Origin of the sequence: Vibrio sp. 10N.222.49.C9, assembly GCF_041474985.1 — a bacterium.
Classification (GTDB): Bacteria; Pseudomonadota; Gammaproteobacteria; order Enterobacterales; family Vibrionaceae; genus Vibrio; species Vibrio crassostreae_C.
Window position 1 is genome coordinate 94,364 of record NZ_JBFRVD010000030.1, and the last position, 12,650, is coordinate 107,013.

The following is a 12,650-nucleotide window of genomic DNA, read 5'->3' on the forward strand; positions in this document are numbered from 1 at the left end:
TCCTTTTTTTATTTATGCTATCACCCACGAGATGAAGACTGAACCCCTAAAAAACTAGGGGAATCCTTAGTCTGATACCTTGGCGTATCACACGTTATAAAGTAGTATTACCTCTCAAATTTATACCTATCAAAAAAGCGAATTATTAAGTATGGCAACTGATCCAAGACAACTTTTGGTAACTTGTGCGCTTCCGTACGCTAACGGCTCTATTCACCTTGGCCATATGCTTGAGCATATCCAAGCTGATATCTGGGTTCGATACCAGCGTCTACGTGGCAACACTGTAAACTTCATCTGTGCTGACGATGCTCACGGCACGCCAATTATGCTTAAAGCTCAACAGATGGGTATCACGCCAGAAGAGATGATCGCTGCTGTTAGTGAAGAGCACCAAAAAGACTTCGCTGGCTTTGATATCAGCTTTGATAACTACCACAGCACACACAGCGAAGAGAACCGTGAACTGGCTTCTCACATCTACTTAGAACTTAAAAAGAACGGCTTCATTTCTAGCCGCACTATTTCTCAGCTTTTCGATCCTGAGAAAGAGATGTTCCTACCAGACCGCTTCGTAAAAGGTACTTGCCCTAAGTGTAAGTCAGAAGACCAGTATGGTGATAACTGTGATAACTGTGGTGAGACATACAGCCCAACTGAGCTAATTAACCCTAAATCAGCGGTTTCTGGCGCAACTCCAGTAATGAAAGACTCTGAGCACTTCTTCTTCGACCTACCTCAGTTCGAAAGCATGCTTAAAGAGTGGACTCGTTCTGGCTCTCTACAGAATGAAACTGCAAACAAAATGCAGGAATGGTTTGAGTCTGGTCTGCAACAGTGGGATATCTCACGTGATGCACCTTACTTCGGCTTTGAAATCCCAGGCGAAAAAGACAAGTTCTTCTACGTATGGCTAGACGCACCTGTTGGCTACATGGCTTCTTTCAAGAACCTATGTGACAAACGTGACGATCTAAACTTCGATGAATACTGGAAGAAAGACAGCACAACTGAGCTTTACCACTTCATCGGTAAAGACATTGTTTACTTCCACAGCCTATTCTGGCCAGCAATGCTAGACGGCGCAGGTTTCCGTAAGCCAAACAACGTATTCGTACACGGCTACGTAACAGTGAACGGTGCGAAGATGTCTAAGTCGAAAGGCACATTCATCAAAGCAAGCACGTACCTAAACCACCTAGACCCTGAGTGTCTACGTTACTACTACGCTGCGAAACTAAACAGCCGCATCGATGACTTAGATCTTAACCTTGAAGACTTCACTCAACGTGTAAACGCTGACGTAGTAAACAAGATTGTTAACCTAGCTTCTCGTAACGCTGGCTTCATTACTAAGCGTTTTGAAGGCAAGCTAGCTGCTGAATTTGCAGAGCCTGAGCTATACAACGAATTCGTTGCTGCTGCTGAGCGTATCGGTGAGCTATACGAAACTCGTGAATTCAGCCGTGCTATCCGTGAAATCACTGCACTAGCGGATAAAGCTAACCAGTACATCGACGAAAAAGCACCTTGGGTTCTTGCAAAAGAAGAAGGCAAAGAAGCTGAGCTTCAACAAGTTTCTTCTGTAGGTATTAACCTATTCCGCGTACTGATGGCTTACCTGAAACCAGTGATGCCAGAGCTTGCAGCTCGCACTGAAGCTTTCCTAAACGAAGAGCTAACGTGGGAAGCGATTGCTACTCCGCTAACTGATCACGAGATCACTAAGTTCAAAGCGCTATTCAACCGCATTGACCCTAAGAAAGTGGAAGCAATGGTTGAGTCTTCTAAAGAAGATGCAGCCGCTGAAGCAGCAGCGAAAGAAAAAGCAGAAGCTGAAAAAGAGCAAGCAAGCCAAACTGAGCTAGACAAAGAGCCAATCGCAGACGAGATTGAGTTCGATGCCTTTGCAGCAGTAGACATGCGTATCGCTCGTATCATCTCTTGTGAAGAAGTACCAAAAGCGAACAAACTACTGAAGTTCCAACTAGACATCGGTGGTGAGACTCGCCAAGTATTCTCTGGTATCAAATCAGCATACAAACCTGAAGAGCTAGAAGGCAAGCTAACTGTAATGGTAGCAAACCTAAAACCTCGTAAGATGAAGTTTGGTATGTCTGAAGGCATGATCCTAGCAGCGGGCCCTGGCGGCAGCGACCTATGGATCCTTGAGCCACACGAAGGTGCTCAACCTGGTATGCGTGTAATGTAATTCTGACTCCAGTCAGATAACAAGCACCCATCACTAAATCCCTAATGCATTTTTGACTTGAAAGAGTTAATCAGCATTGGGGATTTTTTATATCTACCGAAAATTAGCGTTCTCTGTTAGAGTCGCCGTCAACTATGCTATGTAGAGTAGAAATTGGTTCGTCGACAAAAATAGGCTAAACCAACACCTCTTTACTCTAAAACCCTTTTTAGGAATCCCCAGTGACTAACAACGAAATCTTGCGTCGTATTCAACACGCACTAAACCTTAAAAATGCACAAATCATCAAAGCTATCGAACAAGCTGATGTGACTGTTGCTCATGACCAAGTGATTAACTGGCTAAAAGATGACAACGACAAGTCATGCTCTAAGATGAAAGATAAAGAGTTAGCGGTATTCCTAAATGGTTTCATCAACCTTAAGCGTGGCAAAAAAGAAGGCGAGCAACCTAAACCTGAAGTTGCACTGACGAACAACATGATCTTCATGAAGCTTCGTATCGCATTGAACATGAAAGTAGAAGATGTTTTGGACGTACTAGAAGTGGTTGGCATTAGCTTGAGCAAGTACGAAATCGGCGCTTACTTCCGCAAGCCAGAAAACAAAAACTACAAAGTGTGTGAAGACCAACTACTTTGCGATTTTCTAAACGGTGTGCAATTTACCAACCGTCCAGACTCAGAAGAGTTTACGGGTTAAGTTACTACTCCTAGATAAATTTTAAGTTGCTACACATAGATAAATTACTCGTCATAGGTAAGTAACTGACCCACTGATAATTTTCTAGTAACGACAGATAAATAAAAAGCGGCGAGATAATTGAATTATCTCGCCGCTTTTTCGTTTTCTTTACGTCACTGACTAAACAGGAACAACAATAGTAAACCTATGGCTTAGCTGTCGTCTTCAGTGAAGTTCGTCGGCAATGTCGTTTTCATTTCATTCCAAACTTGTGCACTTGCGATACCGTAGTTACGAATCACTAATGGCAAAGTTTCGCGCTCGCCACTTTCACAGATAATGAACAACTCTTTATAAAAGTCCATCGCTAAACGTCGTGCTTCTGGGTTAGAGAAGTAGTAGCTACCGATACGGTCATAAAGTTTACGCACACCGTTAAAGATCAGGCCGTAAATCTGGTTGCCTGAGTGGAATGCCAAACGTTGGAAAAGCATGTAATCATAGAAGTTGAAAGTCTTCGCGATTAAGATCGTCTGACGTTTCGCTTCATCTTTTTCTGAATCTTCTTTTACCGCTTGTTTGATCTTGTCAGCGTATGGCGACGATTCTAGGAACTCATCCCAAGTTGGTGCCGCAAGTAGCGCTTCACAAGATTCAATCACGTTACTGATAGTACGCTCTGAAGCTTCTTTGTTTGCTTTGAATGCATAACGCATAAAGATCGGGCTGATATTAGTACGAGCAGCAAGCAGGTCTTCTACCATTTTGCTTGCGTTATCAACGTCCAACGTCATTAGCGTATCAAGGATATGAAGACCTGAGGTTTCCATAAACTGGTTAACTTTAGTTGGTTTGCCATGTTGGATTGTCAACCAACCATCACGAGCAAGACGTTGTAGTACTTCACGAAGCGTAGTACGTGTAACACCAATCAGCTCAGAAAGCTCACGCTCTGCGGGCAAGATAGAACCTGGAGGGAAACGGCCATTCCAAATACTTTCAATGATATACTTCTCTGCAAATCCTGCCGGGCTCTTCGCCTTAATGACCATCTACACTTCAATCCAATTTAATTATTCTGTTCTAATTTACTCATCATACCACTAGTTCACACCTAGCGGAAACACCCTCAAAAATTTTACTCACCCTAAACACCGTTAGAGTTATAACTCTAAAGTTCAGCACACGTTTGCACCTCAGGTTTGTAAAGCAAGCGACTCTAAACCACCATTTAAACAAACCGTTAACACAACAATTTTTCTTTAAAATCAATGGTATTGGTCATATTTTTAAAGCTATTAATTTGCAATATTAAGTTGTAATAATCATATATAAGCCGTCGTTATTCTGTAGTTTTCAATCATTTCGCTGAAATATTGATTCTAGTCGGTTTTTATCACATTTTAAGTGGTATGCTTGCGCTACTTTGATCGCGTTTCTCAACAAAAAAGAGGTATTTTTAGGGCTACAGGGCTTTTCCTGTTGACTAAATGTTATCTAAGAGTAAAGTTGCGCTCAAAAATAAGCAGTGCTTGAGTTTCTAAGGGAGTGACTTGGCAAGACCACAGAACATTACATGGAATGTAGTTTTTCTAAGTCACTGTTAGTCATAGTTTTTAACAATTTCTATAGCTCGATTCTCAAAATGTTGTATTGCTTGTCTATTCATAATCAACATAAAAGAGTATTAACATGCCGATGTCTCTCGGAAACGCTTTTATCAAGAACTTCCTTGGTAAAGCTCCTGATTGGTATAAACTTGCCATCATTTCCTTTTTAATCATCAACCCGTTTGTTTTCTTCCTAGTTGACCCATTTGTTGCGGGCTGGCTATTGGTGGTTGAGTTTATTTTCACTCTAGCTATGGCTCTCAAATGCTACCCACTTCAACCGGGTGGTCTATTAGCTATTCAAGCAGTCGCCATTGGCATGACCAAACCAGAAATGGTTTATCACGAGCTGCAAGCAAACCTTCCTGTATTACTCTTGCTCGTATTCATGGTTGCTGGCATTTACTTCATGAAAGAACTGCTTTTGTTCATTTTCACGAAGATCTTGCTTGGCATCCAATCTAAAATTTTACTCTCCGTTGCCTTCTGTGTTGCTGCCGCTTTCTTATCAGCATTCCTAGATGCACTAACAGTAATCGCCGTAGTTATTAGCGTTGCGGTCGGCTTCTACTCTATCTACCACAAGGTTGCATCAGGCAAGGGCACAACGTCTTCGCACGATCATACTCATGATGAAGAGATCTCAGAGCTAACTCGTGATGACCTAGAAAACTACCGTGCTTTCCTACGTTCACTGCTAATGCACGCTGGTGTGGGTACAGCACTGGGTGGTGTAATGACCATGGTAGGTGAACCACAAAACTTGGTAATTGCTAAGCAAGCAGGTTGGGAGTTCGGTGAATTTATCATCCGTATGCTGCCAGTAACACTACCTGTTTTCTTCTGCGGTATTTTAACTTGTGCACTTGTCGAGAAATTCAAAGTGTTTGGTTACGGTGCTCAACTACCAATGAATGTTCGCCAAATCTTAGTTGAGTTTGACAACAAAGAACGTGCAAACCGCACAAAGCAAGACGTAGCAAAACTATGGGTTCAAAGTGCAATCGCAGTTTGGCTTATCGTCGGCCTTGCACTTCACGTTGCTGAAGTAGGTTTGATTGGCCTGTCTGTGATCATCTTAGCTACAGCATTTACGGGTGTTATTGAAGAACACTCTATGGGTAAAGCCTTTGAAGAAGCGCTGCCATTTACTGCACTTCTTGCCGTTTTCTTCGCTGTTGTTGCTGTGATCATCGACCAAGCTCTATTTAAGCCAGTCATCGATGCAGTACTTCACGTTGAAGATAAAGGCGCACAGCTCGCACTCTTCTATATTGCCAACGGTATTTTATCGATGGTTTCAGATAACGTGTTCGTCGGTACGGTTTACATTAACGAAGTGAAAACTGCACTGGTTGAAGGCATCATCACTCGTGATCAGTTCGACCTACTTGCTGTTGCTATCAACACTGGTACTAACCTACCTTCTGTTGCAACGCCAAACGGCCAGGCTGCATTCCTATTCCTATTAACATCAGCACTTGCTCCGTTAATTAGATTGTCTTACGGTCGCATGGTTATCATGGCGTTGCCATACACCATCGTATTGGCACTGGTTGGCCTAGCAGGCATTGTGTTCTTCGTAGAGCCAATAACAGCATGGTTCTATGATGCAGGTTGGATCATTCAACGCACTGGTGAAGTCGTTGCTCCAGTTATCTCTGGTGGTCATTAAGCTAAACATTGTGTCGCAAACCACAATAAGTGTGTCGAGGGCGTGTTGACCTTTCGAGCTGATTTTTGCAGCGAGTTGCTGGGTATTTATACAAGGCAGAGGCTTTGATGTGTAGCTAGCCTACATGAGAAGCCGATAACGTAGTAGAAATGACCAGCAAACACTGCCCGAAGGGTTCGAGCTGGGCGCCCCCGCAAAAAGCGTTTTACTCTTTGTTGAGGGGGATTTGCTTAGAATGACTAGGCTACTTCCCCCTCGCCGCGATTAAAACGCTTTTATCTCGAACAAAATTTAATCGCGAAAGGTCAACACGCCCTAGCTAATCAAAAATATTAGTTGATTAGGAAACTTATCCAAGATAAAAAGCTCTGAGTAATCAGGGCTTTTTTATTTTATAGACAGGATTCAATTCGTGAACTTTTTAGCAATGATCAAAGACTTCTCTAAGGGACGTTTATCTTGGCTTTTACTGCTGGCTTTTATTGTCTTTTTTGAAGCGTGCGCTCTCTTCTTCCAACACGTGATGATGCTTGGTCCTTGCGTGATGTGTATCTATGAGCGCGTTGCTATGCTCGCTATCGGTGTTGCCGCCATGATTGGTGCGATTGCCCCGAATAACCCAATATCACGCTGGTTAGGCCTTGCTAGCTGGGGATTTGGCGCATACAAAGGTTTGATGCTTGCTTTAGAGCACGTCGATTACCAGTTCAATCCGTCCCCTTTCGCAACCTGCGACTTATTCGTAACCTTCCCTAGCTGGGCGCCTTTAAACCAATGGGCTCCGTGGATGTTTGAGGCTTACGGCGATTGTAGCAAGGTTGTGTGGCAGTTCTTCGATCTTTCTATGCCTCAGTGGCTAGTAATTATCTTTGCAGGTAACTTGGTTGCTTTCGGTATTGTGGTTATTTCTCAATTTGTGAAGTCGAAAAAGGACTTGCAGTAAGCCGTTGACACTTGGACAACAAAAAAGTCGACCACGAGGTCGACTTTTTTATTACTTAAGCTTTTGAACATATTAAGAGAGTCTGTTATTCACACAAACTAAGTTGCTCAACAAGCCGTGATTAGCTGCTTTTACCGCAGCATTGTTTAAACTTCTTGCCGCTTTCACAAGGGCAAAGGTCGTTTCGACCAATGTCTTTAAACGGGTTCACGCTCTGGGACTTATTGCCCAACATAGCTTCATCCGCTGCCATTGCCACTTCTGAGATCATCAGATCGACTTGACCCACTAAATCGGCAAGCGATGGTGGGTTAGTAAGCCCTGCAGCGATCATTTGTTGTTGAGTTTGCTCTTCATCAATCGCAAGCATCAAGGTGGTTAAGAGCGCTTGCAACATGCGCAGAGTACCATCCGCGACTGTCACGCTCTGCCACTGCTCTTCCACTGTTGGCCAAACCATCATGAAGCCTTCAGAAAAATCAGCGAACTGTTCGTTAAAGTCACCTTCAGCCAGTACGTCTGTTAATAGGTATTCATTACGCTGAATCAGGTTGTGCTGACGATTAATCTGTTCTGTCACCGTTGTTACCAGCTCTTTACCCGCTTCAGGCGCAACGATAACCAGCCACTCTTCTGGATCGAGTGGTTTGGTCGCTAAGTTAGAGGCAAGGATTGCACCTTCCATAAACTGCGGAGTAATGTCAGTGATTGATTCTGGTAGGCTTAATAATTGATATGTCATGAAAGCTCTGGATATTGGGCATTTTCGATATTATAACGCCATCCTCCCAAAGATGTCGCTATTAAGAGACGAAACCATCATTAAGACATGCACCACACTCATAGTGACAATTCTGTAAGCACACCGTACAATCACGCCTCGAATTTTTCGGTTCATTCAGTTTTGGTAAAGCAACATGCGCGTAATACTTGGCCCTATGGAGGGCGTTCTAGACCACCTAATGCGTGAAATTCTCACAGAGATTAATGATTACGATCTCTGTGTGACAGAGTTTGTGCGCGTCGTAGATCAACTTCTTCCCCCGCATGTGTTCCACCGTATTTGCCCTGAGCTACATCAAGGCTCTCAGACCATGGCTGGTGTGCCAATCCATCTCCAACTTCTAGGGCAACACCCAAATTGGATGGCCGAGAATGCTTTTCAAGCTGCTAGCTTAGGCGCGAAAGGGATCGATCTTAATTTTGGTTGCCCAGCAAAAGCGGTCAACAAAAGTAATGGTGGCGCTTCATTGCTAAAAGAGCCAGAGCTCATCTATCAAGTGGTGAACGCCTGTCGAGAAGCGGTACCGGCACACATTCCTGTGTCCGCAAAGATTCGATTAGGTTGGGAGCATCCGGAAGAGTGCTTTGAAATCGTCGATGCCATCGAACAAGCCAAAGCTGACGAACTCACCGTGCATGCAAGAACCAAAGTTGGCGGCTATAAAGCCAGCGAAATCAAATGGGACTTCATCAATCAAATAAGAGAAAAAACATCTCTGCCGTTGATTGCTAATGGGGAGATCTGGAACTATCAAGATGGTCAAGATTGCATAGAAGCAACAGGCGTCGATTCATTAATGGTCTGCCGTGGTGCTTTCAATATTCCAAACCTTGGTAACGTCGTTAAGCACAACCACCAGAAAATGCCGTGGGATAAAGTCATTGAACTTTTGCTGCGCTATTCAGAGTTTCAAATTAAAGGGGACAAAGGCATGTACTACCCCAATAGAGTGAAGCAGTGGTTTGTTTATCTAAGTAAAGGCTACCCTGAAGCGAACGAACTGTTTAAAGAAATTCGTACTTTCAAAAAGGCGCCACCGATTGTAGAACGCCTTCAGCGTTATCAAGAAGAACGCCGCCAACCTGTTTAAGATTATGTTTAGGGTTAAATACCCAACGCTACAAACGTGTTTACCGGTGCAAATAAGCTTTGCTTGGTAGACACGTTCGCTCTTCCCTCTTTCATTTTCATTTTCATTTTCATTTTCATTTTCATTTTCATTTTCATTTTCATACAAAGCATCGATTCAATAACGTGGTTAAAATTCAAGACGGTCTTTACCCGTCGTCTTAGCCACGTACAGCTTTTCATCGGCGTACTTAAATATCTCATCGAAGTTAAGTTTACTTTGCTCAGTTTCAACAATGCAGACACCGCCAGACACCGTAAATCCATTTGGAATAATGTCGGCTGAAGTGGAACAAATCGCATTCTTCACTCGCTCTAATGTTCTCATCAAAGTTTCACGATCTTCGCCTTTCATATAAACGACAAACTCTTCACCGCCAAACCGTGCTGCAACGTCACTGCTTCGAATACTGTTGCTGATCTGACGCGACATATAACGAATCACATCATCCCCCTTATCGTGGCCGTAGGTGTCGTTAATTGACTTAAAATCATCAATATCGAAGACGGTTAATGCAAACAGTTGATCGTGCTCTACACTGCGCCAGAACGCTTCTAAGCCACGACGATTCAATAACCCTGTCATAGGGTCTTTGGCTGCGAGATCTTTGAAGTAACCACGTTCAATATTGGAATTGACGTAGAAGAAGATGGTTACTGAGAACAGATACACAATGATGGCAACAATAAGGCTGTCTTTCTCGTAGACGAAAAAGTGCTCAACCTCTTTCGCGATGTCTAATTTGTAATACATCGCATGGTGAGACGAGACACCATCCAGTTTGATCTCGTGATAAAAAGCAGCAGAATCTACCGGAGTCGCTAAAGTGGTATCAATGATATCGATCCGACCTGCAAGATGCTCATTCGAGTTTGCGAGCAGCTTGTCAGCATTAATATCCACCGACAGCATCCCTTGGTGAACGCCTTTATGGAATACAGGGATCGTCATACTGATTATACGGTCAAGGGAATCAAAACGATAACCAGGGCCTGAAAGGGTGAGTTGGTCAGGGTTGTTGGCTGTTTTCTGCCAATAAGGACGACTCTTTATGGTCGAGAGTAACTCTTTGCTCAGCCCTTTGGCAAAACCTTCAGGTGAAGAGATCACATAGCCGCTCGTATCAATAAAGTGCACGCCGGCATGGTATTCATCAAGCTGGGATAAAAATGAAAGAATAGGAGCTAACGCTATTTTTTCTGACGCGCTCTTATAACTATCACTGCTTTCAGAACAAAGAGACTCTTGACCGATTAGCATATAGTCGATATCGACAGAGGGAATGTCTGAGGTTTTACCGTCGGCAAGTAGCAATACATCAATAGGCCAGATTTGGCAAAGACCATCCACAACATGTTTGTTGTGATCAAGAAAGAGAGGGTTTCCTGATTTATAATAGTTGGAGAAGCTGTAGTCTAGGGCTGTCGCCACTTTTGTGGTTCTTTTGAACACATCTTCAATACGATGAAACTCACTACTGATATCTTTTTCTACCGCGTCAAAATGATTCTTTCCTATTAGGCCAAGTAACATCGCGGCGATCACAGCGGGAAACCCGAAAACAAAGGTTAGGCTAAAGTGCCTATTTACTTTCATATAATGTGCTCTTAGCGTTCAGCTATTTTCATTTTCCCCATTAATATTATTACATTAATCGGCAATTCGCTCGACGTAAAATAATGTAAATTGATATTAACGACACACCTAACGGTCAAATAACCGCTTACAAATGAATAAAATAGAGAAGCGCCAACATATAGAGCAGGTGAGTTTGTTATCTGAGCCCATTTCAATGCTGTTAATAATATGACTTATGGCCTATTAGCTCACCTAACACCAAACTCAATTCACCGGCTAATGACCGCACGCTCAATCACAGATTGAGGCACTGTCACGCCAAGCTCACGAGCAGCATCTAGGTTGACCACCAGCTGAGAGCTCTGCGCAGTTTTGACACTCAACTTCCCGGGCTTCTGTCCTTCCAGAATGGCTGCGACATAATCCGCGGTCTGAACCCCAACATCATAATAATCTAGACCTAAACCAGCAATCGCTCCCTTTCCGACATAAGATGTGGCGCCTGCGACGACTGGCGTATCTGCATGGTTAGCCGCTTTGATAAGACCCTCCATGCCGCTTGCAACCGTATTATCGGTCAAGGCATAGATAACATCGGACTTCTTAGCAATGGATTCTGCTTTTGCTTCGACATCGTCAACAGTCAGCGCTTTTTCGGTGTGAAGTGTATAACCGAAATCTCGAGTTGCCTTTCTCAATAACCCAACTAACGCAACGGCATTTGCTTCTGCTGGGTTGTAAACTACACCGATTGAATTAGCTTCAGGGAGTAGTTCTTTGATTAATGACACATGCTGAGTGATCGGAGATAAGTCAGAAAGCCCCGTGACATTACGCCCCGGCTTTTCTAATTGTTTAACGAGCCTAGCGCCGATAGGATCCGTAACCGCGGTAAACACGATAGGAATCGAGCGAGTCGCCGACACTAAGGCTTGTGAAGTCGGTGTCGCGATACCAACAAGTACATGTGGATTTTCACTGACGAGCTCTCTGGCAATCTTGGCTGCCTGAGCCGGGTTACCATTCGCCATTTCATAGGAGAATTCTAAGTTCTTACCGGGTTCATAACCATTGGCTCTCAATCCTTCAAGAAGCCCTAAACGTGTCGCATTCAGATCTGGATGGTCAACAACTTGTGAAACCGACACTTTGGCAACGTTTGCCATTGCATTGCCAGTCCATAGCAACATCAAGCAACTTAAAACCGCTGCCAATACCTTTCTTACAGAACTCATTATCGCTCCCTGAATCAAGCTCTACCCGTCATTACTCGCTCAAAGAGAACAACATCAAAATCACTATTGACATTATTACCAGTAACCATTGATAACTTGAAGTGATATTTAACAAAAATACAACAAGGCTCGAGTTATGTGAGAAAGGCTATATTGACTTCGGAGGAAGGTAAGAAACCAAGTGAATAAGGACAGGTAAGCTAAACGGAAAGTAAGCGAGGTAACAAAAAGAGGAGCAAATCTGAGAACAAGCTATAGAAGATGAATAGTTGTTCTCAGACAAGAGGGAGAGCTGGGATTCTTTAGAACCAACGCTCCATTGAGGATTTATCTAACTGACGAAAGGCACGATTTAAAATGATTGCCAATTCTTTATAGCGAGGGCGCGGCTTCATAGGCTCTAACGCAAAACCCGTTTCAGTGATCTTTTCATGCAGTTCGCGGTACCACGATACTAGCGCCGGCGGAAGTTGTGTATTTGAGCGATTGCCCAACCACCACATACCTTGTAGCGGCAAGCTGATCGCAAACAAAGCCATAACCACAGCCTGTGGCATCGCTTGGTAATTATTAAAGACCATTTGTGTAAGAACACTGATAGCGGCAATCGCAGGCATCACTTTCACGCCAAAACGGGTCGCTTTAATAATGCGTTGTTCTGGGAAGATCGCGTTTAACTCTTTTCGGACGGGCCAGAGATCCATGTACTTTTGGCCATCTTTTAAACTACTAGCTAAACCAACTCTATTGCTCATATGAGTCTCCCATTAAAAAAAAGTTGAAATCATCAACTAAAAACAC

The 12,650-nt window shown here is 43.5% G+C and carries 10 protein-coding genes; 5 read left to right on the forward strand and 5 right to left on the reverse strand.

Annotated elements, in window-relative coordinates; translation table 11 throughout:
* Positions 1–151 precede the first annotated feature (151 nt).
* Entirely contained in the window at positions 152–2,212 is a 2,061-nt protein-coding gene (gene metG, locus AB4585_RS13750) for a methionine--tRNA ligase (RefSeq protein WP_017062160.1), read from the forward strand.
* 221 nt (positions 2,213–2,433) lie between these two features.
* Positions 2,434–2,913, forward strand: a complete 480-nt coding sequence (locus tag AB4585_RS13755) for a DUF1456 family protein (protein WP_372170060.1) — start codon at positions 2,434–2,436, stop codon at positions 2,911–2,913.
* A 194-nt stretch (positions 2,914–3,107) separates the two neighbouring features.
* Here AB4585_RS13755 and fadR read toward each other — a convergent pair whose 3' ends face one another.
* Entirely contained in the window at positions 3,108–3,947 is an 840-nt protein-coding gene (fadR, locus tag AB4585_RS13760) for a fatty acid metabolism transcriptional regulator FadR (protein WP_017062161.1), read from the reverse strand.
* A 640-nt stretch (positions 3,948–4,587) separates the two neighbouring features.
* On the opposite strand from fadR, the gene nhaB reads away from it, so the two are divergent.
* Positions 4,588–6,180: a Na(+)/H(+) antiporter NhaB gene (nhaB, locus tag AB4585_RS13765; protein WP_372154912.1), complete on the forward strand. Its 1,593-nt coding sequence runs from the start codon at positions 4,588–4,590 to the stop codon at positions 6,178–6,180.
* A 427-nt stretch (positions 6,181–6,607) separates the two neighbouring features.
* Positions 6,608–7,123, forward strand: coding sequence for a disulfide bond formation protein DsbB (gene dsbB / locus AB4585_RS13770; RefSeq protein WP_029235613.1), 516 nt, complete (start codon positions 6,608–6,610; stop codon positions 7,121–7,123).
* Positions 7,124–7,244: 121 nt separating this feature from the next.
* Here the strand turns inward: dsbB and AB4585_RS13775 are convergent, their stop codons facing one another.
* Positions 7,245–7,865 (reverse strand): YecA family protein, encoded by a 621-nt coding sequence (locus AB4585_RS13775; protein WP_017062164.1) that lies wholly within the window; start codon positions 7,863–7,865, stop codon positions 7,245–7,247.
* A gap of 175 nt (positions 7,866–8,040) precedes the next feature.
* Here AB4585_RS13775 and dusC point away from each other — a divergent pair, with 175 nt between their 5' ends.
* Positions 8,041–8,997: a tRNA dihydrouridine(16) synthase DusC gene (gene dusC / locus AB4585_RS13780; RefSeq protein WP_017069187.1), complete on the forward strand. Its 957-nt coding sequence runs from the start codon at positions 8,041–8,043 to the stop codon at positions 8,995–8,997.
* Between the two features lie 168 nt (positions 8,998–9,165).
* Here the strand turns inward: dusC and AB4585_RS13785 are convergent, their stop codons facing one another.
* The 3 genes from AB4585_RS13785 to yfbV all read right to left on the reverse strand — a co-directional run bounded on the left by AB4585_RS13785 (position 9,166) and on the right by yfbV (position 12,604).
* Entirely contained in the window at positions 9,166–10,632 is a 1,467-nt protein-coding gene (locus AB4585_RS13785; RefSeq protein WP_229647109.1) for a sensor domain-containing diguanylate cyclase, read from the reverse strand.
* A gap of 251 nt (positions 10,633–10,883) precedes the next feature.
* Positions 10,884–11,849 (reverse strand): ABC transporter substrate-binding protein, encoded by a 966-nt coding sequence (locus tag AB4585_RS13790; protein ID WP_017062167.1) that lies wholly within the window; start codon positions 11,847–11,849, stop codon positions 10,884–10,886.
* A gap of 302 nt (positions 11,850–12,151) precedes the next feature.
* A complete protein-coding gene (gene yfbV / locus AB4585_RS13795) occupies positions 12,152–12,604 on the reverse strand; it encodes a terminus macrodomain insulation protein YfbV (protein ID WP_017062168.1) in 453 nt (150 codons plus the stop codon).
* Positions 12,605–12,650 lie beyond the last annotated feature (46 nt).

What these genes read in the sequence shown, in the direction of transcription:
- nhaB (WP_372154912.1), top strand. Translation starts at nt 4,588, where the DNA reads ATGCCGATGTCTCTCGGAAACGCTTTTATCAAGAACTTCCTTGGTAAA.
- yfbV (WP_017062168.1), bottom strand. Translation starts at nt 12,604, where the DNA reads ATGAGCAATAGAGTTGGTTTAGCTAGTAGTTTAAAAGATGGCCAAAAG.
- metG (WP_017062160.1), top strand. Translation starts at nt 152, where the DNA reads ATGGCAACTGATCCAAGACAACTTTTGGTAACTTGTGCGCTTCCGTAC.
- dsbB (WP_029235613.1), top strand. Translation starts at nt 6,608, where the DNA reads ATGATCAAAGACTTCTCTAAGGGACGTTTATCTTGGCTTTTACTGCTG.
- AB4585_RS13775 (WP_017062164.1), bottom strand. Translation starts at nt 7,865, where the DNA reads ATGACATATCAATTATTAAGCCTACCAGAATCAATCACTGACATTACT.
- AB4585_RS13785 (WP_229647109.1), bottom strand. Translation starts at nt 10,632, where the DNA reads ATGAAAGTAAATAGGCACTTTAGCCTAACCTTTGTTTTCGGGTTTCCC.
- fadR (WP_017062161.1), bottom strand. Translation starts at nt 3,947, where the DNA reads ATGGTCATTAAGGCGAAGAGCCCGGCAGGATTTGCAGAGAAGTATATC.
- AB4585_RS13790 (WP_017062167.1), bottom strand. Translation starts at nt 11,849, where the DNA reads ATGAGTTCTGTAAGAAAGGTATTGGCAGCGGTTTTAAGTTGCTTGATG.
- dusC (WP_017069187.1), top strand. Translation starts at nt 8,041, where the DNA reads ATGCGCGTAATACTTGGCCCTATGGAGGGCGTTCTAGACCACCTAATG.